A 24,865-nucleotide genomic window follows, 5' to 3' on the forward strand; every position below is an offset into this window, starting at 1 on the left:
GGCCCGATAAACCCCTCCGGACATGGGAGGATCGGGTGAGGCGGGTCCGGGCCGCGCACCCGATCGCGCCGTCGCTGTACCAGGCGCGAGCATGAGGAGCATCGTTGAGCAGGTTGCGTTGGCTGACCGCAGGAGAGTCGCACGGACCGGCACTGGTCGCGACGCTGGAGGGTCTTCCCGCCGGCGTCCCGGTCACCACCGAGCTGGTGGCCGATCACCTGGCCCGGCGCCGACTCGGCTATGGCCGCGGTGCCCGGATGAAGTTCGAGCAGGACGAGATCACCTTCCTCGGCGGCGTCCGCCACGGCCTGTCCCAGGGCTCCCCGATCGCGGTCATGATCGGCAACACCGAGTGGCCCAAGTGGGAGACCGTCATGTCGGCCGACCCGGTCGACCCCTCGCTGCTCAAGGACACCGGCCGCAACGCGCCGCTGACCCGTCCGCGCCCCGGCCACGCCGACCTCGCGGGCATGCAGAAGTACGGCTTCGACGAGGCCCGGCCGATCCTGGAGCGCGCCAGCGCCCGTGAGACCGCCGCCCGCGTCGCCCTCGGCGCCGTCGCCCGTTCCTTCATCAAGGAGGTCGCGGGCATCGAGATCGTCTCCCACGTGGTCGAGCTGGCCGCGGCCAAGGCCCCGTACGGCGTCTACCCGACCCCCGCCGACGTCGACAAGCTCGACGCCGACCCGGTGCGCTGCCTGGACGCCGACGCCAGCAAGGCGATGGTCGCCGAGATCGACCAGGCCCACAAGGACGGCGACACCCTCGGCGGCGTCGTCGAGGTCCTCGCCTACGGCGTCCCGGTCGGCCTCGGCTCGCACGTCCACTGGGACCGCCGGCTCGACGCGCGCCTTGCCGCCGCCCTCATGGGCATCCAGGCCATCAAGGGCGTCGAGGTCGGCGACGGCTTCGAGCTCGCCCGCGTGCCCGGCTCGAAGGCGCACGACGAGATCGTCTCCACGCCCGAGGGCATCAAGCGCACCTCCGGCCGCTCCGGCGGCACCGAGGGCGGACTGACCACCGGCGAACTGCTGCGCGTCCGCGCCGCGATGAAGCCCATCGCGACCGTCCCGCGCGCCCTGGCGACCGTCGACGTGGCCACCGGCGAGGCGGCCGTGGCCCACCACCAGCGCTCCGACGTGTGCGCCGTGCCGGCCGCCGGCATCGTCGCCGAGGCGATGGTCGCCCTCGTGCTGGCCGACGCCGTCGTCGAGAAGTTCGGCGGCGACTCGGTCCCCGAGACCCGTCGCAACGTCCGGTCCTACCTCGACAACCTGCAGATCCGGTGACGGCCGGACCGCTCGTCGTCCTCGTCGGGCCCATGGGGTCCGGCAAGTCCACGGTGGGGGCGCTGCTCGCCGAGCGGCTCGGCGTCCCCTACCGGGACACCGACGCCGACATCGTGGCGGCCCAGGGCCGGGAGATCTCCGACATCTTCGTCGACGAGGGGGAGCCGTACTTCCGTGAGCTGGAGCGGCAGGCGGTCGCCGCCGCCGTCGCCGGGCACACCGGAGTCCTCGCCCTCGGCGGCGGCGCCGTCCTCGACGAGGGCACCCGCGGGCTGCTGGCCGGCCTGCCCGTCGCCTATCTCTCGATGGACGTCGAGGAAGCCGTACGGCGCGTGGGCCTCGGCGCCGCCCGCCCGCTGCTCGCCGTCAACCCGCGCCGCCAGTGGCGCGAGCTGATGGACGCCCGGCGCCCCCTGTACACCGAAGTCGCGCGCGTCGTGGTGGCCACCGACGACCGCACCCCCGAAGAGGTCGCCCAGGCGGTCCTCGACGCTCTGGAGTTGAAGGACGTATGACAGACCAGGTGACGCGGATCCACGTCGGCGAGAGCGCCGGACACGACGCGTACGACGTGCTGGTCGGGCGGCAGCTGCTCGGCGAGCTCGGCTCCCTGATCGGTACGAAGGCCCAGCGGGTCGCCGTGATCCACCCCGAGGCGCTGGCCTCCACCGGTGAGGCGCTGCGCGACGACCTGGCCGAGCAGGGCTACGAGGCGGTCGCCATCCAGGTGCCGAACGCCGAAGAGGCCAAGACGGTCGAGGTCGCCGCGTACTGCTGGAAGGCGCTGGGCCAGTCCGGTTTCACCCGCACCGACGTGATCGTCGGCGTCGGCGGGGGAGCCACCACCGACCTCGCGGGCTTCGTCGCGGCCAGCTGGCTGCGCGGGGTGCGCTGGGTCGCCGTACCGACCACCGTCCTCGCGATGGTGGACGCGGCGGTCGGCGGCAAGACCGGCATCAACACCGCCGAGGGCAAGAACCTGGTGGGCGCCTTCCACCCGCCGGCCGGTGTGCTCTGCGACCTGGCCGCGCTGGACTCGCTGCCGGTCAACGACTACGTCAGCGGCCTCGCCGAGATCATCAAGGCCGGGTTCATCTCCGACCCGGTGATCCTCGACCTGATCGAGGAGGACCCGGCGGCGGCGCGTACGCCCGAGGGCCCGCACACCGCCGAGCTCATCGTGCGCTCCATCCAGGTCAAGGCCGACGTGGTCTCCAGCGACCTCAAGGAGTCCGGGCTGCGCGAGATCCTCAACTACGGCCACACCCTCGCGCACGCCATCGAGAAGAACGAGCGCTACAAGTGGCGGCACGGCGCGGCCGTGTCCGTCGGCATGGTCTTCGCCGCCGAGCTCGGCCGGCTCGCGGGCCGCCTCGACGACGCGACGGCCGACCGGCACCGGGAGATCCTGGCCGCGGTCGGGCTGCCGCTGACCTACCGCGGCGACCAGTGGTCCAAGCTGCTCCAGACCATGCAGGTCGACAAGAAGTCCCGCGGCAACCTGCTGCGCTTCATCGTCCTGGACGGGCTGGCCAAGCCGACCGTCCTGGAGGGGCCCGACCCGGCGCACCTGGTCGCCGCCTACGGCGAGGTGTCGGCGTGAGCCGCCCCGTCCTCGTGCTGAACGGCCCGAACCTGGGCCGGCTCGGCTCGCGCGAGCCCGACGTGTACGGGGCCACCTCGTACGCGGGACTGGTGGAGAGCTGCCGGTCGCTGGGCGAGGAGCTCGGCTTCGACGTCGAGGTCCGCGAGACCAACGACGAGGGCGAGCTGATTCGTTGGCTGCACGAGGCGGCGGACGGGAAGATCCCCGTGGTCATCAACCCGGGGGCCTTCACCCACTACTCGTACGGCATGCGGGACGCGGCCGCGCAGCGCACGGCGCCGCTGATCGAGGTGCACATCTCGAACCCGTACGCCCGCGAGGAGTTCCGTCACACCTCGGTCATCGCGGCCGTGGCGACCGGAACGGTGGCGGGCTTCGGCATCGGCTCGTACCGGCTGGCGCTGCGCGCACTGGCGGACGAGATCTCCGCCTGACACCCTGCCTGACGGTGCTGGTGGACGGCCGGGCCCCGGCAGTCATATAACGTTCTCGCATCAGTCGCCGGAACGAGACGGAGTGGCAGCGGATGCAGCACGGAGTGGGGGGTGGGGGCGCGGGCTGGGGACAGCCGGGACCGCGCCCGTCGGCGCCCCCGCAGCCGCCGATACCCCCGGCGCAGGGCTGGCCGGGTTCGCCCCCGCCGCAGTCCCCGCCCCAGCCGCCCCACCAGCCCCATCAGCCGCCCCACCAGCACCATCAGACGCAGCCGGTGCCCGCCGTGCCGGAGGCCACCGGGCACATCCCGCTGCCTCCCGCAGTGCCGGGCACCGGCGGGGCCGTCCTCGCCGTCCTGCTGATCGGCCCGGCCGGCGCCGGTAAGACCACCGTCGCCCGGCACTGGGCCAGCACCCGGCCCGTACCGACCGCCCACGTCAGCCTGGACGACGTCCGCGAGTGGGTCTGCTCCGGCTTCGCGGACCCCCAGGCGGGCTGGAACGAGCACTCCGAAGCCCAGTACCGGCTCGCCCGCCGCACCTGCGGCTTCGCCGCCCGCAACTACCTGGCGAACGGCATCTCCTGCATCCTGGACGACGCCGTCTTCCCGGACCGGCCCGTGGTCGGGCTGGGCGGCTGGAAGCGGCACGTGGGCCCCACGCTGCTGCCGGTGGTGCTGCTGCCCGGCCTGGAGATCGTCCTGGAGCGCAACGCGGCCCGTTCCGGCAACCGCCGGCTCTCCGACGAGGAAGTCGCGCGGATCCACGGCAGGATGGCCGGCTGGTACGGCTCCGGACTGCCGATCATCGACAACTCCCACCTGGACGTCGAGGGCACCGCCCGCGCCCTCGACGAGGCCCTGGCCCGCGCCCTCTCGGCCCCCGGCGGCCGGCCCGGATAGCAGGGGGCGGCCGCCTCGGGCGCCCCGTGCCACCGGGCCCGGTCCCGGGCCCGTCCGGACGCGCTCGCCGGGCCGGATCGGCGGGGCGCTCGTACGCTCGAAGACATGTCAGACGTGTACGCCGCCCGCCGGGACCTGCTTCGCGACCGATGTGCCGCCGCGGGGAGCGCCGCCGCACTGATCACGCGTCCGGCGAACGTCCGCTACCTCTCCGGGGCGTCCCCGCTCGATGCGGTGCTGCTCGTCGGCCCCACCGAGGACATGCTGTTCTGCGCCGGCGCACCCACCGGCGAGGCCGACGAGGGCCGCCTCGACGAGCACCTGGACGTGACCGTCCTGGGTAGCCCCGGCGGTGACCCGGCCGTCGCGGCCGCAGATTTGGCAGCCTCCCTCCGGGCCGATTCGCTCGCGGTGGAGGAACACCACCTCACCGTCGGCCGCCACCGGGCCCTGCGCTCCGTCGCGCCCAAACTGCGCCTCGCGGACCTCGGCACCGCCGTGGAGCAACAGCGCCTCGTCAAGGACGAGGAGGAGATCGCCTGCCTGCGGATCGCCGCCGAGATCGCCGACCAGGCCCTCGGGGAGCTGCTGGAGTCCATCCTCGTCGGGCGCACCGAGCGGCACCTCGCCCTGGAACTGGAGCGGCGGCTCGTCGACCACGGGGCGGACGGCCCCGCCTTCCCGACCTCCGTCGGCACCGGCCCGCACTCCGGCCGCTCCCGGCACCGGCCCTCCGACCGCAGGGTGGAGGAGGGCGACTTCCTCACGGTCTGTCTGGGCGCCAACTACCGCGGCTACCGGTGCGAGATCGGCCGGACCTTCGTGATCGGCACCAGCCCGGCCGACTGGCAGATCGAGCTGTACGACCTCGTCTTCACCGCCCAACGGGCCGGGCGCGAGGCCCTGCTGCCCGGGGCCGCGTACCGGGACGTGGACCATGCCGCACGCTCCGTCCTGGACTCCGCGGGCCACTCGGAAGCCCTCGCTCCGTGGACCGGACACGGGGTCGGCCTCGAAATCGACGAGGACCCGCAGCTTGCACCTACAGCAATGGGTAAACTGGACGCTTGCGTGCCGGTCACCGTCGAACCGGGGGTTCACCTCCCGGGCCGGGGAGGTGTCCGGATCGATGACACGCTCGTCGTGCGCCCCGAGGCGGACGGCGGTCCCGAGCTACTCACCATTACGACCAAGGAGCTGCTCGCGCTCTAGCCGGCTCTGCCGGGCTGTGCGCGCACCCGTGGTCTTCCAGTGCAGGAGATTCCGCAACCGTGGCTTCCACGAACGACCTCAAGAACGGCATGGTGCTCAAGCTCGACGGTGACCAGCTCTGGTCCGTCGTCGAGTTCCAGCACGTCAAGCCCGGCAAGGGCCCGGCCTTCGTGCGCACCAAGCTCAAGCACGTGCTCTCCGGCAAGGTCGTCGACAAGACGTTCAACGCCGGCACGAAGGTCGAGACGGCCACCATCGACCGCCGTGACATGCAGTTCTCTTACATGGACGGCGAGTACTTCGTCTTCATGGACATGACCACCTTCGACCAGCTGATGGTGGACAAGAAGGCTGTCGGCGACGCCGCCAACTTCCTGATCGAGGGCTTCACCGCCTCCGTCGCCCAGCACGAGGGCGAGGTGCTCTACGTCGAGCTCCCGGCCGCGGTCGAGCTCAAGATCGAGCACACCGACCCGGGCGTCCAGGGCGACCGCTCCACCGGTGGCACCAAGCCCGCCACCCTGGAGACCGGCTACGAGATCCAGGTCCCGCTCTTCGTCACCACCGGCGAGACGGTCAAGGTCGACACCCGCACCAGCGACTACCTCGGCCGGAAGAGCAACTAACCCGTGGCTGCTCGGAGCAATGCGCGCAAGCGCGCCTTCCAGATCCTCTTCGAGGCCGACCAGCGCGGGGTGCCCGTGCGCGAGGTCCTCGCGGACTGGATCCGCCACGCGCGGTCGGACGACCGGCAGCCGCCGGTCAGCGCCTTCACGATGGATCTCGTCGAGGGTTACGCCGACAAGGTGAACCGCATCGACGATCTGATCATCACCTACGCCGTGGACTGGGACCTCGACCGCATGCCGGTCGCCGACCGGAACATCCTGCGGCTCGGTGCCTACGAGCTGATCTGGGTGGACGACACCCCGGACGCCGTGGCCATCGACGAGGCCGTCCAGCTGGCCAAGGAGTTCTCGACGGACGAGTCCCCCTCGTTCGTGAACGGGCTGCTGGCCCGCTTCAAGGACCTGAAGCCGAGCCTGCGGCGCAGCGAGAGCTGACCGTACGGACCGGCGCCGGCACCGCCATACGGAAGGGCCCGCAACGTACGCGTTGCGGGCCCTTCCGTGTACGGCGCGGGTGCGGGGTGCGGGGTGCGGGAACGAAAAAACCGGCGGGCGCCGGACCCCCCGCAAGGGTCCGGCGCCCACCGGTAAACGTTTCTGCTGGTCCCGAGCCCGGAACTCAGAGCTCCTCGTGCGCCACCGCGCGACGGGCGTCCGCGTCCAGCACGCCCCAGCTGATCAGCTGCTCGGTCAGGACCGAGGGGGACTGGTCGTAGATCACGGCCAGGGTGCGCAGGTCGTCCTGGCGGATCGACAGCACCTTGCCGTTGTAGTCGCCCCGCTGGCTCTGGATCGTCGCCGCGTAACGCTGGAGCGGGCCGGCCTTCTCGGCGGGGACCCCCGCCAGGCGCTCCAGGTCGAGACGCAGCTTCGGCGGCGGCTCGGCAGCCCCGCCGGGAGTCGTACCCGGCAGCAGTTCCTGCACCGGAACCCCGTAGAAGTCCGCCAGCTCGGCAAGACGCTGGACGGTCACGGCGCGGTCCCCGCGCTCGTAAGAACCGACCACCACGGCCTTCCACCGACCCTGGGACTTCTCCTCGACACCGTGGAGGGAAAGGCCCTGCTGGGTGCGGATGGCGCGGAGCTTGGCCCCGAGCTGTTTGGCGTATTCGCTGGACATAACGCTCCCGGACGCTGTGACGCTGTGGCTGATGGACACTGCGACTACGTAACTACGTAACTACGTGCGGCTCGGCCGCGCGGCTGGTAACTCACTGTGAGGTTACGCAGCGTTACTTGGATGCGTCAAGCCGAATGGTCTTCGTCGGCCCCCGGGGGTCCGTTCCAGCAGCCCCGTGAGAGCCATTCCGTAGCGGCCCGGTCCGAGTCACCGGCCTCTCCCTGGTACCGTGTGAGGCGTACATCAGACGTCCTTTAAGGTCCGTCCCGTGAGGCGGAGAAGGAGGTCCTTTTCATGGACACCCAGCAGAACACCGATGCCATGCGCCCCGTACTCGAAGCGCAGGACATCGCGCGGGTCCTGACCCGCATCGCCCACGAGATCGTCGAACGCGCCAAGGGCGCCGACGACGTGGTGCTCCTCGGCATTCCCACCCGCGGTGTCTACCTCGCCCGCCGGCTGGCCGCCAAGCTCGAAGAGATCACCGGTACGAAGATCCCGGTCGGCTCCCTCGACATCACCATGTACCGCGACGACCTGCGGATGAAGCCCGCCCGCGCGATCGGTCGCACCGAGATCCCCGGCGACGACCTCGACGGCCGCCTCGTCGTCCTCGTCGACGACGTGCTCTTCTCCGGACGCACCATCCGCGCCGCCCTCGACGCCCTCGGCGACCTCGGCCGCCCCCGCGCCGTGCAGCTCGCGGTCCTCGTCGACAGAGGCCACCGCGAACTGCCGATCCGCGCCGACTACGTCGGCAAGAACCTCCCCACGTCGCTGCGGGAGACCGTCAAGGTCCAGCTCCAGGAGGAGGACGGCCGTGACGCCGTGCTGCTCGGCCAGCGGACCGACCAGGCAGCAGGCCAGTAGACCGTCCGAGTGACGGGCCCCGACCGGGCCCGCGCCGAGCCCTGCCCTGCCCTGCCCCGCCCTGACCGCTCGCACCTCCGCCCGTCAGTCCGCCTGCCCTCCCGACCTACGGAGCCATCCAGATGAAGCGCCACCTCATCTCGGCCGCCGACCTCACGCGCGACGACGCCGTCCTGATCCTCGACACCGCCGAGGAGATGGCCCGTGTCGCGGACCGGCCGATCAAGAAGCTGCCCACCCTGCGCGGCCTCACCGTCGTCAACCTCTTCTTCGAGGACTCGACCCGCACCCGGATCTCCTTCGAAGCGGCCGCCAAGCGGCTCTCGGCGGACGTCATCAACTTCTCCGCGAAGGGTTCGTCCGTTTCCAAGGGCGAATCCCTGAAGGACACCGCGCTGACCCTGGAGGCCATGGGCGCCGACGCGGTCGTCATCCGCCACCACGCCTCAGGCGCCCCCTACCGGCTCGCGACGTCCGGCTGGATCGACTCCGCCGTCGTCAACGCGGGCGACGGCACCCACGAGCACCCCACCCAGGCCCTGCTGGACGCCTTCACCATGCGCCGCCGCCTGGTCGGCCGTGACGCCGGCCTCGGCAAGGACCTGAACGGCCGCCGGATCACCATCGTCGGCGACGTCCTGCACAGCCGCGTGGCCCGCTCCAACGTCCACCTGCTGCACACCCTCGGCGCCGAGGTCACCCTGGTGGCCCCGCCCACCCTCGTCCCGATCGGCGTCGAGACCTGGCCCTGCGAGGTCTCGTACAACCTCGACGAGGTGCTGCCGAAGTCCGATGCGGTGATGATGCTGCGTGTGCAGCGCGAACGCATGAACGCCGCCTTCTTCCCGACCGAGCGCGAGTACTCCCGCCGGTACGGGCTCGACGGCGACCGCATGGCGAAGATGCCCGAGCACGCCATCGTGATGCACCCCGGCCCGATGAACCGCGGCATGGAGATCACCGCACAGGTCGCCGACTCCGACCGCTGCACGGCCGTCGAGCAGGTCGCCAACGGCGTCTCCACCCGGATGGCCGTCCTGTACCTGCTGCTCGGCGGCTCCCAGCCCGCCGTCACCACCACCCCTGCCGCCGCGCGTACCGAGGAGAGCAAGTAACCATGAGCAAGATCCTTATCCGTGGCGCGAAGGTACTCGGTGGCGAGGCGCAGGACGTCCTGATCGACGGCGAGACCATCGCCGCCGTGGGGACGGGCCTGGACGCCGAGGGCGCGACCGTCATCGAGGCCGAGGGCCAGCTCCTCCTCCCCGGCCTCGTCGACCTGCACACCCACCTGCGCGAGCCCGGCCGCGAGGACTCCGAGACCGTCCTCACCGGCACCCGCGCCGCCGCCTCCGGTGGCTACACCGCCGTGTTCGCCATGGCGAACACCTTCCCGGTCGCCGACACCGCAGGCGTCGTCGAGCAGGTCTGGCGCCTGGGCAAGGAGTCCGGCTACTGCGACGTGCAGCCCATCGGCGCCGTCACCGTCGGCCTGGAGGGCAAGCAGCTCTCCGAGCTGGGGGCCATGCACGAGTCCGCCGCCCGCGTCACCGTCTTCTCCGACGACGGCAAGTGCGTGGACGACGCCGTGATCATGCGCCGTGCCCTGGAGTACGTGAAGGCCTTCGGCGGTGTCGTCGCCCAGCACGCCCAGGAGCCCCGCCTCACCGAGGGCGCCCAGATGAACGAGGGCATCGTCTCCGCGGAACTCGGTCTCGGCGGCTGGCCGGCCGTCGCCGAGGAGTCGATCATCGCCCGCGACGTCCTGCTCGCCGAGCACGTCGGCTCCCGCGTCCACATCTGCCACCTCTCCACCGCCGGCTCCGTCGAGATCGTCCGCTGGGCCAAGTCCCGCGGCATCGACGTCACCGCCGAGGTCACCCCGCACCACCTCCTCCTCACCGAGGAGCTCGTGCGCTCGTACAACGCGGTCTACAAGGTCAACCCGCCGCTGCGCACCGAGCGCGACGTGCTGGCCCTGCGCGAGGCGCTCGCCGACGGCACGATCGACATCGTCGCCACCGACCACGCCCCGCACCCGCACGAGGACAAGGACTGCGAGTGGGCCGCCGCCGCCATGGGCATGGTCGGCCTGGAGACCGCGCTCTCCGTCGTCCAGCAGACGATGGTCGAGACCGGACTGCTCGACTGGGCGGGCGTCGCCGAGCGGATGTCCTTCGCTCCGGCGCGCATCGGCGGTCTCGAGAACCACGGCCGTCCCGTCTCGGCAGGTGAACCCGCGAACCTGACCTTGGTCGATACCTCGTACCGTGGTGTCGTGGACCCCGCACACTTCGCCTCCCGCAGCCGCAACACGCCTTACGAGGGCCGTGAGCTGCCGGGGCGCGTCACTCATACCTTCCTGCGGGGCCGGGCAACGGTCGTGGACGGGAAACTGGCGTGACACCTGCAGTAATCCAACTGGCCGCCGAGGCCGCAGAACGACAGTCGGCGGAGGTGACCCAGTTCGGCGCCCGCATCGCGTGGGTGATCGGCCTGGCCGTCTTCGTCGCGTTCGTCTACTGGCTGATGCGGCAGGGCTGGAAATGGCGCGGCGCCCTGCAGAACGATCTGCCGGAGCTGCCCGCCGCCCCCGACGGTCTTCCCGAGCACCGGCTGGCCCTGACCGGCCGGTACCACGGGTCCACCACCGCCGGGCAGTGGCTCGACCGGATCGTCGCCCACGGTCTGGGCCTGCGCAGCCGGGTCGAGCTCACGCTCACCGACGCGGGCCTCGACGTGGTCCGACCGGGGGCGGGCGACTTCTTCGTACCGGCCGCGCAGCTGCGCGGCGCCCGCCTCGACAAGGGAATCGCGGGCAAGGTACTCACCGAGGGCGGCCTGCTCGTCGTCACCTGGGCGCACGGCGACAAGCTGATCGACTCCGGATTCCGCTCCGACCGCGCGGCCGAACACGCCGCCTGGGTCGAAGCCATCAATCTCATGAACTCATCCATCACGACGGAAGGCGCCGAACGATGACGACCTCCACCAGGGGAGCAGCCAAAGCTCCCGCCGTACTCGTCCTGGAGGACGGTCGGATCTTCCGCGGCCGCGCCTACGGCGCTGTGGGGGAGACCTTCGGCGAGGCCGTGTTCTCCACCGGCATGACCGGCTACCAGGAGACCCTCACCGACCCGTCGTACCACCGGCAGGTCGTCGTGATGACCGCCCCCCACGTGGGCAACACCGGCGTCAACGACGAGGACCCCGAGTCCTCCCGCATCTGGGTGGCCGGCTACGTCGTGCGCGACCCCGCCCGCGTCCCCTCCAACTGGCGCTCCCGGCGCTCGCTGGACGAGGAGCTCGCGAAGCAGGGCGTCGTCGGGATCTCCGGCATCGACACCCGCGCCCTGACCCGCCACCTGCGCGAGCGCGGCGCCATGCGCGTCGGCATCTTCTCGGGCGAGGCCTGGGTCGGCATCCGCGACGAGGCCCTGCTGGCCAAGGTCCAGGCACAGCCGCAGATGAAGGGCGCGAACCTCTCCGCCGAGGTCGCCACCAAGGAGGCGTACGTCGTCCCCGCGATCGGCGAGAAGCGCTTCACCGTCGCCGCCGTCGATCTCGGCATCAAGGGCATGACCCCGCACCGGATGGCCGAGCGCGGCATCGAGGTGCACGTGCTGCCCGCCACCGCCACCGTCGAGGACGTGTACGCGGTCCAGCCGGACGGCGTGTTCTTCTCCAACGGCCCGGGCGACCCGGCCACCGCCGACGGCCCCGTCGCCGTCATGCAGGGCGTGCTGGAGCGCAAGACCCCGCTCTTCGGCATCTGCTTCGGCAACCAGATCCTGGGCCGCGCGCTCGGCTTCGGCACCTACAAGCTGAAGTACGGCCACCGCGGCATCAACCAGCCGGTGCAGGACCGCACCACCGGCAAGGTCGAGATCACCGCGCACAACCACGGCTTCGCCGTCGACGCGCCCCTCGACAAGGTCACCGAGACCGCCTACGGCCGCGCCGAGGTCTCCCACGTCTGCCTGAACGACAACGTCGTCGAAGGCCTCCAGCTGCTCGACCAGCCGGCCTTCAGCGTCCAGTACCACCCCGAGGCGGCCGCCGGCCCGCACGACGCCGCGTACCTCTTCGACCGCTTCGTATCTCTGATGGAGGCCGAGCGTGCCTAAGCGCACCGATATCCAGTCCGTCCTGGTCATCGGCTCCGGCCCGATCGTCATCGGACAGGCCGCCGAGTTCGACTACTCCGGCACCCAGGCCTGCCGCATCCTCAAGGCCGAGGGCCTGCGGGTCATCCTGGTGAACTCCAACCCCGCGACGATCATGACCGACCCGGAGATCGCCGACGCCACGTACGTCGAGCCGATCACCCCCGAGTTCGTCGAGAAGATCATCGCCAAGGAGCGCCCCGACGCGCTCCTGCCGACCCTCGGCGGCCAGACCGCGCTCAACACCGCGATCTCCATGCACGAGCAGGGCGTGCTGGAGAAGTACGGCGTCGAGCTCATCGGCGCCAACGTCGAGGCCATCAACAAGGGCGAGGACCGGGACCTCTTCAAGGGCGTCGTCGAGGCCGTCAAGGCCAAGATCGGCTACGGCGAGTCCGCCCGCTCGGTCATCTGCCACACCATGGACGAGGTCATCAAGGGCGTCGACACGCTCGGCGGCTACCCCGTCGTCGTCCGCCCCTCCTTCACCATGGGCGGCGCCGGCTCCGGCTTCGCCCACGACGAGGACGAGCTGCGCCGCATCGCCGGCCAGGGCCTCACGCTCTCCCCGACCACCGAGGTGCTCCTGGAGGAGTCCATCCTCGGCTGGAAGGAGTACGAGCTGGAGCTGATGCGCGACACCAAGGACAACGTGGTCGTCGTCTGCTCCATCGAGAACTTCGACCCGATGGGCGTCCACACCGGTGACTCGATCACCGTCGCCCCGGCGATGACCCTGACCGACCGCGAGTACCAGCGCCTGCGCGACATCGGCATCGCGATCATCCGCGAGGTCGGCGTCGACACCGGCGGCTGCAACATCCAGTTCGCGATCGACCCGACCGACGGCCGCGTCATCGTCATCGAGATGAACCCGCGCGTCTCGCGCTCCTCGGCGCTCGCTTCGAAGGCCACCGGCTTCCCGATCGCCAAGATCGCCGCCAAGCTGGCCATCGGCTACACGCTCGACGAGGTCCCCAACGACATCACCGAGCAGACCCCGGCCTCCTTCGAGCCGTCCCTCGACTACGTCGTCGTCAAGGCCCCGCGCTTCGCCTTCGAGAAGTTCCCGCTGGCCGACGCCACCCTCACCACCACCATGAAGTCGGTCGGCGAGGCCATGGCCATCGGCCGCAACTTCACCGAGGCCCTCCAGAAGGCCCTGCGCTCCCTGGAGAAGAAGGGCTCGCAGTTCACCTTCGTCGGCCCCACCGGCGACAAGGACGAGCTGCTGCGCACCGCGGTCCGCCCGACCGACGGCCGCATCAACACCGTCATGCAGGCCATCCGCGCCGGCGCCACCCAGGAAGAGGTCTTCGAGTTCACGAAGATCGACCCCTGGTTCGTCGACCAGCTCTTCCTCATCAAGGAGATCGCGGACGAGCTGACCGCCGCCGAGAAGCTCGGCCCCGAGCTGCTCGCCGAGGCCAAGCGCCACGGCTTCTCCGACGCCCAGATCGCCGAGATCCGCGGCCTGCGCGAGGACGTCGTCCGCGAGGTCCGGCACGCCCTCGGCGTCCGCCCGGTCTACAAGACGGTCGACACCTGCGCCGCCGAGTTCGCCGCGAAGACCCCGTACTTCTACTCCTCGTACGACGAGGAGTCCGAGGTCGCGCCCCGCACCAAGCCCGCGGTGATCATCCTGGGCTCCGGCCCGAACCGCATCGGCCAGGGCATCGAGTTCGACTACTCCTGCGTCCACGCCTCCTTCGCCCTCAGCGACGCCGGCTACGAGACCGTGATGGTCAACTGCAACCCGGAGACGGTCTCCACCGACTACGACACCTCCGACCGCCTGTACTTCGAGCCGCTGACGCTCGAGGACGTGCTGGAGATCGTCCACGCCGAGTCGCTGGCCGGCCCCATCGCCGGTGTCGTCGTCCAGCTCGGCGGCCAGACCCCCCTCGGTCTGGCCCAGGCGCTCAAGGACAACGGCGTCCCCGTCGTCGGCACCTCCCCGGAGGCCATCCACGCCGCCGAGGACCGCGGCGCCTTCGGCCAGGTCCTCGCCGACGCCGGCCTGCCGGCCCCCAAGCACGGCACCGCCACCACCTTCGCGGGTGCGAAGGCGATCGCCGACGAGATCGGCTACCCGGTCCTGGTCCGCCCGTCCTACGTGCTCGGCGGCCGCGGCATGGAGATCGTCTACGACGAGACCCGCCTGGAGTCGTACATCACCGAGTCCACCGAGATCTCCCCGACCCGCCCCGTGCTGGTCGACCGGTTCCTCGACGACGCGATCGAGATCGACGTCGACGCCCTCTACGACGGCCACGAGCTCTACCTCGGCGGCGTCATGGAGCACATCGAGGAAGCCGGCATCCACTCCGGCGACTCGGCCTGCGCCCTGCCCCCGATCACCCTCGGCGGCTACGACATCAAGCGCCTGCGCACCTCCACCGAGGCGATCGCCAAGGGCGTCGGCGTCCGCGGCCTGATCAACATCCAGTTCGCGATGGCCGGGGACATCCTCTACGTCCTGGAGGCCAACCCGCGCGCCTCCCGGACCGTCCCCTTCACCTCGAAGGCCACCGCGGTCCCGCTCGCGAAGGCCGCCGCCCGCATCTCGCTCGGCACCACCATCGCCGAGCTGCGCGCCGAGGGCCTGCTGCCGAAGACCGGCGACGGGGGCACCCTGCCGATCGACGCGCCGATCTCCGTCAAGGAGGCCGTCATGCCGTGGTCGCGCTTCCGCGACATCCACGGCCGCGGCGTGGACACCGTCCTCGGCCCCGAGATGCGCTCCACCGGCGAGGTGATGGGCATCGACGCCGTCTTCGGCACCGCCTACGCCAAGTCGCAGGCCGGCGCCTACGGCCCGCTGCCCACCAAGGGCCGCGCCTTCATCTCCGTCGCCAACCGCGACAAGCGCTCGATGATCTTCCCGGCGCGCGAGCTCGTCGCCCACGGCTTCGAGCTGATGGCCACCTCCGGCACCGCCGAGGTGCTGCGCCGCAACGGCATCAACGCCACCGTGGTGCGCAAGCTCAGCGAGGGCGAGGGCCCGAACGGCGAGAAGACCATCGTCCAGCTGATCCACGACGGCCAGGTCGACCTGATCGTCAACACCCCGTACGGCACCGGTGGCCGCCTCGACGGCTACGAGATCCGTACGGCGGCCGTGGCCCGCAGCGTCCCCTGCCTGACCACGGTCCAGGCGCTCGCCGCCGCCGTCCAGGGCATCGACGCGCTCAACCGCGGCGACGTGGGCGTCCGCTCCCTCCAGGAGCACGCGGAGCACCTGACCGCGGCCCGCGACTGACGCAGGCCCGTACAGCCCGGACACGGGGAGGGGGACACCGGTTTCACGACGGGTGTCCCCCTCTTCACGAGCGCAGAGGGATTTTCAGACGATGTACAAAACGTTCTTCAACCTGGTCTTCAAGCGGATGGACCCGGAGCAGGCCCACTACCTGGCCTTCCGCTGGATCCGCCTGGCGGCCCGCACGCCCGTGCTGCGCACCTTCGTCGCGGCCGCCCTGGCCCCGCGCTACGAGGAGCTGCGCACCGAGGCCCTCGGCCTGCGCATGCACGGCCCCTTCGGCCTCGCCGCGGGCTTCGACAAGAACGCCGTCGCCATCGACGGCATGTCGATGCTCGGCTTCGACCACATCGAGATCGGCACGGTCACGGCCGAACCGCAGCCCGGCAACCCGAAGAAGCGGCTCTTCCGCCTCGTGGCGGACCGCGCGCTGATCAACCGCATGGGCTTCAACAACGAGGGCTCGGCGGCCGTGGCGGCCCGCCTGGCGGCCCGTGAGGCCGTCTTCAAGACGGTCGTCGGCGTCAACATCGGCAAGACGAAGGTCGTGCCCGAGGAGGAGGCCGTGGCGGACTACGTCGCCTCGACCGAGCGTCTCGCCCGGCACGCCGACTACCTCGTCGTGAACGTCTCCTCGCCGAACACCCCGGGCCTGCGCAACCTCCAGGCCACCGAGTCGCTGCGCCCGCTGCTGACGGCCGTGCGCGAGGCCGCGGACCGCACCGTGACCGACCGCCGGGTGCCCCTGCTGGTCAAGATCGCCCCCGACCTCGCGGACGAGGACGTCGACGCGGTCGCCGACCTGGCCCTGGAGCTGGGCCTCGACGGCATCATCGCGACGAACACCACCATCGCCCGGGAGGGGCTGGGCCTGAAGTCCGCCCCGTCCCTGGCGAAGGAGACCGGCGGGCTCTCCGGCGCCCCGGTCAAGGAGCGCTCGCTGGAGGTCCTGCGCCGCCTGTACGCCCGCGTGGGGGACCGCCTGGTCCTGGTCGGGGTCGGCGGCATCGAGAACGCCGAGGACGCCTGGCAGCGGATCCTGGCCGGCGCCACGCTGATCCAGGGCTACAGCGCCTTCATCTACGAAGGCCCGTTCTACGCCCGCGCCATCCACAAGGGCCTTGCCGCGCGCCTGGCCAACAGCCCGTACGCGACGCTCGCCGAAGCGGTGGGCGCCGAGACCCGAAAGGCCGCCAAGTGACTGTGACCCCGTTCGGCACCCGCCTGCGCGCGGCGATGGACTCCCGGGGCCCGCTGTGCGTCGGCATCGACCCGCACGCCGCCCTGCTGGCGCAGTGGGGCCTGCAGGACGACATCGCGGGCCTGGAGCGGTTCTCCCGCACGGTCGTCGAGGCGCTCGCCGAGTCGGTGGCGGTCTTCAAGCCCCAGGCGGCCTTCTTCGAGCGGTTCGGCTCGAAGGGCGTGGCCGTCCTGGAGCGGGCGGTCGCGGACGCCCGGGCGGCCGGGACCCTGGTCGTCATGGACGCCAAGCGCGGCGACATCGGCTCGACCATGGCGGCGTACGCCTCGGCCTTCCTGGACCCGGCCTCGCCGCTGTTCTCGGACGCGCTCACGGTCTCCCCGTACCTGGGCTACGGCTCGCTGAAGCCGGCCGTCGACCTGGCCCGGGAGTCGGGCGCGGGCCTGTTCGTCCTGGCACTGACCTCGAACCCGGAGGGCGCCGAGGTCCAGCGGGCGGTCCGCGAGGACGGCCGGACGATCGGCGCGACGATGCTGGCGCACCTGGCGGCGGAGAACGCGGACGCCACCCCCATGGGCTCCTTCGGCGCGGTGGTCGGCGCCACGCTGGGCGATCTGTCCTCCTTCGACCTGGACATCAACGGGCCGCTGCTGGCCCCCGGCATCGGCGCGCAGGGCGCGACGGCGGCGGACCTGCCGGGCGTCTTCGGCAAGGCCGTGCGCAACGTCGTCCCGAACGTCTCGCGGGGCGTCCTGAAGCACGGTCCGGACGTGAACGCCCTGCGCGACTCGGCGCGGCGCTTCGCCGACGAGATCCACGAGGCCGTCACCGCGTAATCGCTCGCCCGGGGAGGCCGGCCGCACCTCCGCGGCACGGCCCCTCGCACTTCTTGGCGAAACTCGAACGCTCTTCATCGGACAAAACCGGGGTATTTTGTCCGTGATGTACGGTTCAGTGGAGGCTGACCAGGACTTTTCGTCCGTTCTCGCTGACTGGAGCGGTGTTGGCCGCTAGTCTCCGACCAGAGTGAACGTGCAGCGAACGAGTTCCATCGCTGTTCGGGAGCTCGCCTGGTGTGGTGCCTTCGGGCTGCCCACCGGTCCGTATCCGACAGTTCGACATCCGAGGTGACGTAGGCGTGGCTCTTCCGCCCCTTACCCCTGAACAGCGCGCAGCCGCGCTCGAAAAGGCCGCCGCGGCTCGCCGGGAGCGGGCCGAGGTGAAGAATCGACTCAAGCACTCCGGCGCCTCGCTCCAAGAGGTCATCAAGACGGGCCAGGAGAACGACGTCATCGGCAAGATGAAGGTCTCCGCCCTGCTGGAGTCTCTGCCTGGCGTGGGCAAGGTGCGCGCCAAGCAGATCATGGAGCGTCTCGGCATCTCCGAGTCCCGGCGTGTCCGAGGTCTCGGTTCCAACCAGATCGCCTCTCTGGAGCGCGAGTTCGGCAGCACCGGCGCCTGAGGCGTCGCCTGAAGTTCTCCCGGCGTTCTCAGGCAGTCCCGAGAACCTGGATAATCGCTCTATGGCAGCAGAGGTTCGTCCGCGGCTGACCGTGCTCTCCGGCCCTTCAGGGGTCGGCAAGAGCACGGTCGTCGCGCATATGCGCAAGGTTCACCCCGAGGTATGGCTCTCGGTGTCGGCCACCACCCGCAAGCCGCGGCCCGGTGAGCGACACGGAGTCCACTACTTCTTCGTCAATGACGACGAGTTCGACAAGCTGATCGCCAACGGCGAGCTGCTGGAGTGGGCCGAGTTCGCGGGCAACCGCTACGGCACTCCCCGCGGCGCGGTGCTGGAACGCCTGGACAACGGCGAGCCGGTACTGCTGGAGATCGATCTCCAGGGCGCACGACTCGTCCGCGAGTCCAAGCCCGACGCCCAGCTGGTCTTCCTGGCACCGCCGAGCTGGGACGAGCTGGTCCGCCGACTGACCGGTCGGGGCACCGAATCGACGGAGGTCATCGAGCGCCGGCTCGCCGCCGCCAAGATCGAGCTCGCTGCCGAGTCCGAGTTCGACACCACCCTGGTCAACACCTCCGTCGAGGACGTAGCCCGTGAGCTGCTAGCCTTGATGGCAGTTGTCTGATCGTTGATCGATGTTTTTGATTCGGTCGATTCCAGGACGGCCCAATCTTTCACCCATCTTCGGAAGGTAGAGCGTGTCCTCTTCCATCACTGCGCCCGAGGGCATCATCAACCCGCCGATCGACGAGCTGCTCGAGGCTACGGACTCGAAGTACAGCCTCGTGATCTACGCGGCCAAGCGCGCGCGTCAGATCAACGCGTACTACTCGCAGCTCGGTGAGGGCCTGCTCGAGTACGTCGGCCCGCTGGTGGACACCCACGTCCACGAGAAGCCGCTTTCGATCGCGCTGCGCGAGATCAACGCTGGTCTGCTGACCTCCGAGGCCATCGAGGCCCCGGCCCAGTAGGGCACCAGAAGTCCTTTCACCACAGGCCCGGCAGAACATCTGCCGGGCCTGTGGTGTGTCATGGGTGGGTACGACGACGATCAGAGCCGAACGCGTCGCAGCCGTCGAAGGGAAGTACGTGGTGGACAAGCCGAAGGTCGTACTGGGAGTCAGCGGTGGGATCGCCGCCTACAAGGCGTGCGAGCTGCTGCGCCGGCTCACCGAGTCCGGCCACGACGTGCGGGTGGTGCCCACTGCGGCCTCCCTGAACTTCGTGGGGGAGGCCACCTGGTCCGCCCTGTCCGGGAACCCGGCCTCCACCGAGGTCTGGGAATCCGTCCACGAGGTTCCGCACGTGCGCATCGGGCAGTCCGCCGACCTCGTCGTCGTCGCCCCCGCCACGGCCGACATGCTGGCCAAGGCCGCCCACGGGCTCGCCGACGACCTGCTCACGAACACCCTGCTCACCGCGCGCTGTCCGGTGGTCTTCGCCCCCGCCATGCACACCGAGATGTGGGAGCACCCCGCCACCCAGGAGAACGTGGCCACGCTGCGCCGGCGCGGCGCCCTCGTCATCGAGCCCGCCGTCGGCCGGCTCACCGGCAAGGACACCGGAAAGGGGCGGCTGCCCGACCCCGAGGAGATCTTCGAGTTCTGCCGCCACGTCTTGAGGCGGCGGGGACTGGCCCGCGGGGTGGCCGAGCCGGACCTCGCCGGGCGGCACGTGGTGATCAGCGCGGGCGGCACGCGGGAGCCGCTGGACCCGGTCCGCTTCCTGGGCAACCGCTCCTCCGGCAAGCAGGGCTACGCCCTCGCCCGCACCGCCGTCGCCCGCGGGGCCCGGGTCACCCTGGTTTCGGCCAACACCGCGCTGGCCGATCCGGCCGGGGTGGACGTCGTGTGCGTGGGGACGGCCGTGCAGCTGCGAGAGGCCGTGCTCAAGGCCGCCGCGGACGCCGACGTCGTGGTGATGGCCGCGGCCGTGGCCGATTTCCGGCCCGCCGTCTACGCGGGCGGAAAGATCAAGAAGAAGGACGGAGAAGACCCGGCGCCGGTGGCGCTGGTGCGCAATCCGGACGTTCTCGCGGAGATCTCGGCCGATCGGGCCAGGGCCGGACAGGTGGTCGTGGGATTTGCCGCCGAGACCGACGACGTCCTCGCGAACGGCCGCGCCAAGCTCGCCCGGAAGGGCTGTGACCTACTCGTCGTGAACGAGGTCGGAGAGGCTCGGACCTTTGGTTCCGAGGAGAACGAAGCGGTCATCCTGGCCTCCGATGGCTCTGAGACTCAAGTGCCCTATGGTCCGAAGGAGGCCCTGGCTGAGGTGCTGTGGGACCAGGTGGCCGCCCGGCTGTAGCCGCGACGCGCCTGGGTCGATTCCCCTTCTCCAGGTCACCTCTGTGCGTAAGAATGGGAGTGCCGCAGGTCACACGGCTCCCATAAGGCGAGACGGGTGGTCCACGAAACAGTGGCGACCGATAAACTGCATCCGGAGCGTGATCGGGCGCAGCCCCCGATGTGGTTCCGCCAAATGATCAGCCAGCAGCCGCTGCAACCCCAGGGAGCGTTGTGTCCCGTCGTCTGTTCACCTCGGAGTCCGTCACCGAGGGCCACCCCGACAAGATCGCTGACCAGATCAGCGACACGATCCTCGACGCGCTCCTCACCGAGGACCCGACCTCGCGCGTCGCCGTGGAAACCCTCATCACCACGGGTCTCGTGCACATCGCGGGAGAGGTGACGACGAAGGCCTACGCGCCCATCGCGCAGCTCGTCCGGGACAAGATCCTCGAGATCGGCTACGACTCCTCGAAGAAGGGCTTCGACGGCGCCTCCTGCGGCGTGTCGGTGTCCATCGGCGCCCAGTCCCCGGACATCGCGCAGGGCGTCGACACCGCCTACGAGAAGCGCGTCGAGGGCGACGAGGACGAGCTGGACAAGCAGGGCGCCGGCGACCAGGGCCTGATGTTCGGCTACGCCTGCGACGAGACCCCCGAGCTCATGCCGCTGCCGATCCACATCGCGCACCGGCTGTCCCGCCGGCTCTCCGAGGTCCGCAAGAACGGGACCATCCCGTACCTGCGCCCCGACGGCAAGACCCAGGTCACCATCGAGTACGACGGTGACAAGGCCGTGCGCCTGGACACCGTCGTGGTCTCCTCGCAGCACGCCTCGGACATCGACCTCGACTCGCTGCTCGCTCCCGACATCCGCGAGTTCGTCGTCGAGCACGTCCTCGCGCAGCTCGTCGAGGACGGCATCAAGCTCGACACCGAGGGCTACCGCCTGCTGGTGAACCCGACCGGCCGCTTCGAGATCGGCGGCCCGATGGGCGACGCCGGCCTCACCGGCCGCAAGATCATCATTGACACCTACGGCGGCATGGCCCGTCACGGTGGCGGCGCCTTCTCCGGCAAGGACCCGTCGAAGGTCGACCGCTCCGCCGCCTACGCCATGCGCTGGGTCGCCAAGAACGTGGTCGCCGCCGGTCTCGCCGCACGCTGCGAGGTGCAGGTCGCGTACGCCATCGGCAAGGCCGAGCCCGTCGGTCTGTTCGTCGAGACCTTCGGCACCGCCAAGGTCGAGGTCCAGAAGATCGAGGACGCGATCGGCGAGGTCTTCGACCTGCGCCCGGCCGCGATCATCCGCGACCTGGACCTGCTGCGTCCGATCTACGCCCAGACCGCCGCCTACGGCCACTTCGGCCGTGAGCTTCCGGACTTCACCTGGGAGCGCACCGACCGCGTGGACGCCCTGCGCACCGCGGCCGGCCTGTAGTACCCCTCGTCCTCGGACGATCGCCGAACGGCCCCGGACCAGCTGGTCCGGGGCCGTTCGCATGCCGTGCCTGTCAGTGGACTTTGGTAAGAATGCTGATGTGAGCAGCGCGAATGAGTCCCCGCCGGAGCAGCTCGCACTGATCCGGGACATGGTCGCCGAGGCGAAGGCCAAGGCGCCCAAGGCAAAGCCGCGCACCTGGCGCGGGGCCGCCCTCGCCGCCGAGCTGCCCGTCGCCCGGATCCTCGTGAACAAGGGCGTGCTCCACCTCGACCAGCTCTGGGACTACGCCGTTCCCGAGGAGCTCTCCGAGGCCGCCCAGCCCGGTGTCCGCGTCCGCGTCCGGTTCGGCGCCGGCTCCCACCGCGTGCACGGCGGCCGCCGCGAGGGCGGCGGTCTCATCGACGGCTTCATCGTGGAACGCCGCGCCGAGTCCGACTACGACGGCGCACTGGCCGCCCTCGCCCACGTCGTCTCGCCCGAGGTGGTCCTCAGCCCCCGCATGCTCGCCCTAGCCCGGGCCGTCGCCGACCGGTACGCGGGCAGCCTCGCCGACGTGCTCCAGCTCGCCCTGCCCGCCCGGAGCGCCCGCGCCGAGGCCAAGCCCTCACCGGAACCCCTGCCGCCGCCCCCCGCCCCCGACCCCGCCGGCTGGGAGCGGTACGGCGCCGGGCCCGGCTTCCTGCGCGCCCTCGCCACCGGTGGCAGCCCGCGCGCCGTGTGGACCGCCCTGCCCGGCCCCGGCTGGGCCGACGAACTCGCCCGCGCCATCGCCGCCACCCTGGCCTCCGGGCGCGGGGCCCTCGCCGTGCTCCCCGACGGGCGGACCGCCGCCCGCGTCGACGCGGCCCTGACCGCCCTGCTCGGCGAAGGCCGGCACGCGCTGCTGACCGCCGAGTCGGGTCCCGAGAAGCGCTACCGCCAATGGCTGGCGGTGCACCGGGGCTCCGTGCGGGCCGTCATCGGCACCCGGGCCGCGATGTTCGCACCCGTACGGGACCTCGGGCTGGTCGCCGTCTGGGACGACGGGGACTCCAGCCACAGCGACGACAACGCCCCCTTCCCGCACGTCAGGGAAGTACTGGAACTGCGCGCCGTGAACGACGGCTGCGGCTTCCTCGCGGGCAGTACGAGCTGCACCGTGGAGGCCGCCCAGCTGGTCGAGTCCGGCTGGGCCAGGCCCCTGATCGCCGACCGCGAGACCGTACGGGCCTGCGCGCCCAGGATCCGGACCGTCGGGGACGAGCTGCTCGCCCGCGACGAGGCGGCCCGGGCCGCGCGCCTGCCGAGCCTGGCCTGGGAGACCGTACGGGAAGGGCTGAAGACCGGGCCCGTACTGGTCCAGGTACCGCGGCGGGGCTACGTGCCCCGGCTGGCCTGCGAGCGGTGCCGCACCCCCGCCCGCTGCACGGTCTGCGCGGGCCCCCTGGAGGCCCCCGACGAGCGTGACCTGAGGTGTGGGTGGTGCGGGCGGGGCGAGCCGTCCTGGCACTGCGAGGAATGCGGATCGTTCCGGCTGCGGGCCCAGGTGGTCGGCGCGCGGCGCACCGCCGAGGAACTGGGACGCGCCTTCCCGGCCGTGGCCGTACGGACCTCCGGGCGCGACCACATCCTCGACGAGGTGCCGGACCGGCCCGCGCTGGTGGTGTGCACCCCCGGTGCCGAACCGGTGGCGGCGGGCGCCGGGTACGCGGCCGCGCTGCTGCTCGACGGCTGGGCCATGCTGGGCCGGCCCGACCTGCGGGCCGGCGAGGACGCGCTGCGGCGGTGGATCGCCGCCGCCTCCCTGGTCCGGGGCGACGGCCAGGTCGTGGTGGTCGCCGAACCGACGCTGCGGCCCGTGCAGGCGCTGGTGCGGTGGGACCCGGTGGGCCATGCCGTACGGGAACTCGCGGAGCGGTCCCAGCTCGGCTTCCCGCCGGTGTCCCGGATGGCGGCGGTGGCCGGCCGGGGCGAGGCCGTGGAGGCCTTTCTGGCCGGGGCCGGACTGCCGCCCGACGCGGAGGTCCTGGGGCCGGTACCGCTCCCGGGGCGGCGCGGGGAGCCGTCCCCGGGGGAGCGGGCGCTGGTCCGGGTCCCACCGGGCAGCGGAGCCGCCCTCGCGGCCGCCCTGAAGTCGGCGCAGGCGGCCCGGTTGGCGAAGGGGGTTCCGGCGGCTGAGGCGGTCCGGGTCCGCATCGACCCACCCGACATCGGCTGACGAGTCGCACCGACGAGGTGCACCGACGAGCTGCACTGACGAGGTGCTCCGACGAGGTACGAGCAAGGCCGTCGCCGAACGCCGAAACCCCCGGTGGGGTGACCCGTACGGTCGTCCCGCCGGGGGCGGACTCGGGCGCGGCGATCCGGCGCGGCCGGCCGTCGGGTGTCGGCGTCCCGGCGGCAGGAGACCCCTCAGCCGGTGCGCGGACCGGGGAAGGCGGGGGAGCGGGGAACCTCTCCGAGCCCCCGCGCGGGAACGCCCGCGGCGGCTGCCTGGGCCTCCTCGCGCACCGGCTGCGGCGGCATCGAGCGGGCCGCCGGGACGGTCGGCAGCGGCCCCATGGTCCGGGTGGTCGTCCCCTCGGCCACCGGCTCCGCGGACTCGGCGGACTGCGCCCGCCGGGCCCCGTAGCGGCGGTGCACGGCCTGCTTGGTGACGCCGAGCGCAGAACCGACCGCGTCCCACGAGAAGCCGAGCGAGCGGTCGAAGTCCACTGCCGCGGTGACCAGCGTCTCGACGCTGTCCCGCAGCTCCTGCGCGAGGCGGACGGTCGGCGCGGGCGCCCGGCCGTAGACGACGAAGCCGGTGGAGGGACCCGATCGGCGCGGGCGGTACACGTTGCCGAGCTGGGCGGTGAGCGTACGCAGGGCATCCACCTGCCGGCGAACCCGCTCGATGTCCCGTACCAGGAGGTGCAGGCTGGCCCGGGCTTGAGCGTCGTGGGTGGCGTGGTCGGCCATGAAGAAGCCTCTCGAACCGGTGCTGAAGGGCGGATCGGGCC

24 protein-coding genes are annotated in these 24,865 nt (G+C 71.3%); 22 read left to right on the forward strand and 2 right to left on the reverse strand.

All coding sequences use genetic code 11. The features are described 5' to 3' along the window. Positions 1-104 precede the first annotated feature (104 nt). The 8 genes from aroC to nusB all read left to right on the forward strand — a co-directional run bounded on the left by aroC (position 105) and on the right by nusB (position 6,507). On the forward strand, positions 105-1,289 hold the full coding sequence (gene aroC, locus OG594_RS13970; protein ID WP_266598654.1) for a chorismate synthase: 1,185 nt from the start codon (positions 105-107) through the stop codon (positions 1,287-1,289). After that, positions 1,286-1,804 carry a shikimate kinase gene (locus OG594_RS13975; protein ID WP_266598656.1) on the forward strand — a complete coding sequence of 173 codons (519 nt, stop codon included), beginning with the start codon at positions 1,286-1,288 and terminating at the stop codon, positions 1,802-1,804. The genes aroC and OG594_RS13975 overlap by 4 nt, the downstream gene beginning before the upstream one ends. After that, on the forward strand, positions 1,801-2,892 hold the full coding sequence (aroB, locus tag OG594_RS13980) for a 3-dehydroquinate synthase (RefSeq protein WP_266598658.1): 1,092 nt from the start codon (positions 1,801-1,803) through the stop codon (positions 2,890-2,892). The genes OG594_RS13975 and aroB overlap by 4 nt, the downstream gene beginning before the upstream one ends. Beyond that, complete coding sequence (aroQ, locus tag OG594_RS13985) at positions 2,889-3,329, forward strand: type II 3-dehydroquinate dehydratase (RefSeq protein ID WP_030387213.1); 441 nt, start codon at positions 2,889-2,891, stop codon at positions 3,327-3,329. Before aroB ends, aroQ begins: the two co-directional genes overlap by 4 nt. Before the next feature lie 92 nt (positions 3,330-3,421). Then, positions 3,422-4,231, forward strand: a complete 810-nt coding sequence (locus tag OG594_RS13990; protein WP_266598660.1) for an AAA family ATPase — start codon at positions 3,422-3,424, stop codon at positions 4,229-4,231. A 105-nt stretch (positions 4,232-4,336) separates the two neighbouring features. Then, a complete protein-coding gene (locus tag OG594_RS13995) occupies positions 4,337-5,443 on the forward strand; it encodes an aminopeptidase P family protein (RefSeq protein WP_266598662.1) in 1,107 nt (368 codons plus the stop codon). A 59-nt stretch (positions 5,444-5,502) separates the two neighbouring features. Then, positions 5,503-6,069, forward strand: coding sequence for an elongation factor P (gene efp, locus OG594_RS14000; protein WP_030008757.1), 567 nt, complete (start codon positions 5,503-5,505; stop codon positions 6,067-6,069). Positions 6,070-6,072: 3 nt separating this feature from the next. After that, on the forward strand, positions 6,073-6,507 hold the full coding sequence (gene nusB, locus OG594_RS14005) for a transcription antitermination factor NusB (RefSeq protein WP_030008756.1): 435 nt from the start codon (positions 6,073-6,075) through the stop codon (positions 6,505-6,507). A 184-nt stretch (positions 6,508-6,691) separates the two neighbouring features. On the opposite strand, the gene bldD is transcribed toward nusB, so the two are convergent. Beyond that, positions 6,692-7,192 (reverse strand): transcriptional regulator BldD, encoded by a 501-nt coding sequence (gene bldD / locus OG594_RS14010; RefSeq protein ID WP_030008755.1) that lies wholly within the window; start codon positions 7,190-7,192, stop codon positions 6,692-6,694. Positions 7,193-7,486: 294 nt separating this feature from the next. On the opposite strand from bldD, the gene pyrR reads away from it, so the two are divergent. The 14 genes from pyrR to OG594_RS14080 all read left to right on the forward strand — a co-directional run bounded on the left by pyrR (position 7,487) and on the right by OG594_RS14080 (position 24,081). Then, complete coding sequence (gene pyrR, locus OG594_RS14015; protein ID WP_266598666.1) at positions 7,487-8,062, forward strand: bifunctional pyr operon transcriptional regulator/uracil phosphoribosyltransferase PyrR; 576 nt, start codon at positions 7,487-7,489, stop codon at positions 8,060-8,062. A gap of 122 nt (positions 8,063-8,184) precedes the next feature. Further along, positions 8,185-9,177, forward strand: coding sequence for an aspartate carbamoyltransferase catalytic subunit (locus tag OG594_RS14020; RefSeq protein ID WP_266598668.1), 993 nt, complete (start codon positions 8,185-8,187; stop codon positions 9,175-9,177). A 2-nt stretch (positions 9,178-9,179) separates the two neighbouring features. Then, complete coding sequence (locus OG594_RS14025) at positions 9,180-10,466, forward strand: dihydroorotase (RefSeq protein ID WP_266598670.1); 1,287 nt, start codon at positions 9,180-9,182, stop codon at positions 10,464-10,466. Further along, positions 10,463-11,044 (forward strand): hypothetical protein, encoded by a 582-nt coding sequence (locus OG594_RS14030; protein ID WP_266598672.1) that lies wholly within the window; start codon positions 10,463-10,465, stop codon positions 11,042-11,044. Before OG594_RS14025 ends, OG594_RS14030 begins: the two co-directional genes overlap by 4 nt. Beyond that, positions 11,041-12,189, forward strand: coding sequence for a glutamine-hydrolyzing carbamoyl-phosphate synthase small subunit (carA, locus tag OG594_RS14035; RefSeq protein ID WP_266598673.1), 1,149 nt, complete (start codon positions 11,041-11,043; stop codon positions 12,187-12,189). The genes OG594_RS14030 and carA overlap by 4 nt, the downstream gene beginning before the upstream one ends. Then, positions 12,182-15,490: a carbamoyl-phosphate synthase large subunit gene (gene carB, locus OG594_RS14040; RefSeq protein ID WP_266598674.1), complete on the forward strand. Its 3,309-nt coding sequence runs from the start codon at positions 12,182-12,184 to the stop codon at positions 15,488-15,490. Before carA ends, carB begins: the two co-directional genes overlap by 8 nt. Before the next feature lie 91 nt (positions 15,491-15,581). Next, positions 15,582-16,691 carry a quinone-dependent dihydroorotate dehydrogenase gene (locus tag OG594_RS14045; protein WP_266598676.1) on the forward strand — a complete coding sequence of 370 codons (1,110 nt, stop codon included), beginning with the start codon at positions 15,582-15,584 and terminating at the stop codon, positions 16,689-16,691. Next, positions 16,688-17,527 carry an orotidine-5'-phosphate decarboxylase gene (gene pyrF / locus OG594_RS14050; RefSeq protein WP_266598678.1) on the forward strand — a complete coding sequence of 280 codons (840 nt, stop codon included), beginning with the start codon at positions 16,688-16,690 and terminating at the stop codon, positions 17,525-17,527. The genes OG594_RS14045 and pyrF overlap by 4 nt, the downstream gene beginning before the upstream one ends. Before the next feature lie 302 nt (positions 17,528-17,829). Next, positions 17,830-18,153 carry an integration host factor gene (locus OG594_RS14055; RefSeq protein WP_030008746.1) on the forward strand — a complete coding sequence of 108 codons (324 nt, stop codon included), beginning with the start codon at positions 17,830-17,832 and terminating at the stop codon, positions 18,151-18,153. A 61-nt stretch (positions 18,154-18,214) separates the two neighbouring features. Continuing rightward, positions 18,215-18,778: a guanylate kinase gene (gmk, locus tag OG594_RS14060; protein ID WP_266598680.1), complete on the forward strand. Its 564-nt coding sequence runs from the start codon at positions 18,215-18,217 to the stop codon at positions 18,776-18,778. A 73-nt stretch (positions 18,779-18,851) separates the two neighbouring features. After that, a complete protein-coding gene (rpoZ, locus tag OG594_RS14065) occupies positions 18,852-19,124 on the forward strand; it encodes a DNA-directed RNA polymerase subunit omega (RefSeq protein WP_004948662.1) in 273 nt (90 codons plus the stop codon). Between the two features lie 121 nt (positions 19,125-19,245). After that, positions 19,246-20,460 (forward strand): bifunctional phosphopantothenoylcysteine decarboxylase/phosphopantothenate--cysteine ligase CoaBC, encoded by a 1,215-nt coding sequence (gene coaBC / locus OG594_RS14070; protein ID WP_266602893.1) that lies wholly within the window; start codon positions 19,246-19,248, stop codon positions 20,458-20,460. 212 nt (positions 20,461-20,672) lie between these two features. Beyond that, positions 20,673-21,881 carry a methionine adenosyltransferase gene (gene metK / locus OG594_RS14075; RefSeq protein ID WP_189740308.1) on the forward strand — a complete coding sequence of 403 codons (1,209 nt, stop codon included), beginning with the start codon at positions 20,673-20,675 and terminating at the stop codon, positions 21,879-21,881. A gap of 61 nt (positions 21,882-21,942) precedes the next feature. Next, positions 21,943-24,081 carry a primosomal protein N' gene (locus tag OG594_RS14080; protein ID WP_266598684.1) on the forward strand — a complete coding sequence of 713 codons (2,139 nt, stop codon included), beginning with the start codon at positions 21,943-21,945 and terminating at the stop codon, positions 24,079-24,081. Positions 24,082-24,275: 194 nt separating this feature from the next. On the opposite strand, the gene OG594_RS14085 is transcribed toward OG594_RS14080, so the two are convergent. Further along, positions 24,276-24,824: a hypothetical protein gene (locus OG594_RS14085; protein WP_266598686.1), complete on the reverse strand. Its 549-nt coding sequence runs from the start codon at positions 24,822-24,824 to the stop codon at positions 24,276-24,278. Positions 24,825-24,865 lie beyond the last annotated feature (41 nt).

The sequence above is a fragment of the Streptomyces sp. NBC_01214 genome, from assembly GCF_026340975.1.
GTDB lineage: Bacteria > Actinomycetota > Actinomycetes > Streptomycetales > Streptomycetaceae > Streptomyces.

Bases quoted from the DNA above. Each gene is read 5' to 3' on its own strand.
- aroB (WP_266598658.1), top strand. From the start codon at position 1,801: ATGACAGACCAGGTGACGCGGATCCACGTCGGCGAGAGCGCCGGACAC.
- OG594_RS13990 (WP_266598660.1), top strand. From the start codon at position 3,422: ATGCAGCACGGAGTGGGGGGTGGGGGCGCGGGCTGGGGACAGCCGGGA.
- OG594_RS13995 (WP_266598662.1), top strand. From the start codon at position 4,337: ATGTCAGACGTGTACGCCGCCCGCCGGGACCTGCTTCGCGACCGATGT.
- bldD (WP_030008755.1), bottom strand. From the start codon at position 7,192: ATGTCCAGCGAATACGCCAAACAGCTCGGGGCCAAGCTCCGCGCCATC.
- pyrR (WP_266598666.1), top strand. From the start codon at position 7,487: ATGGACACCCAGCAGAACACCGATGCCATGCGCCCCGTACTCGAAGCG.
- OG594_RS14020 (WP_266598668.1), top strand. From the start codon at position 8,185: ATGAAGCGCCACCTCATCTCGGCCGCCGACCTCACGCGCGACGACGCC.
- OG594_RS14025 (WP_266598670.1), top strand. From the start codon at position 9,180: ATGAGCAAGATCCTTATCCGTGGCGCGAAGGTACTCGGTGGCGAGGCG.
- carA (WP_266598673.1), top strand. From the start codon at position 11,041: ATGACGACCTCCACCAGGGGAGCAGCCAAAGCTCCCGCCGTACTCGTC.
- OG594_RS14045 (WP_266598676.1), top strand. From the start codon at position 15,582: ATGTACAAAACGTTCTTCAACCTGGTCTTCAAGCGGATGGACCCGGAG.
- gmk (WP_266598680.1), top strand. From the start codon at position 18,215: ATGGCAGCAGAGGTTCGTCCGCGGCTGACCGTGCTCTCCGGCCCTTCA.
- OG594_RS14080 (WP_266598684.1), top strand. From the start codon at position 21,943: ATGCCGTGCCTGTCAGTGGACTTTGGTAAGAATGCTGATGTGAGCAGC.
- OG594_RS14085 (WP_266598686.1), bottom strand. From the start codon at position 24,824: ATGGCCGACCACGCCACCCACGACGCTCAAGCCCGGGCCAGCCTGCAC.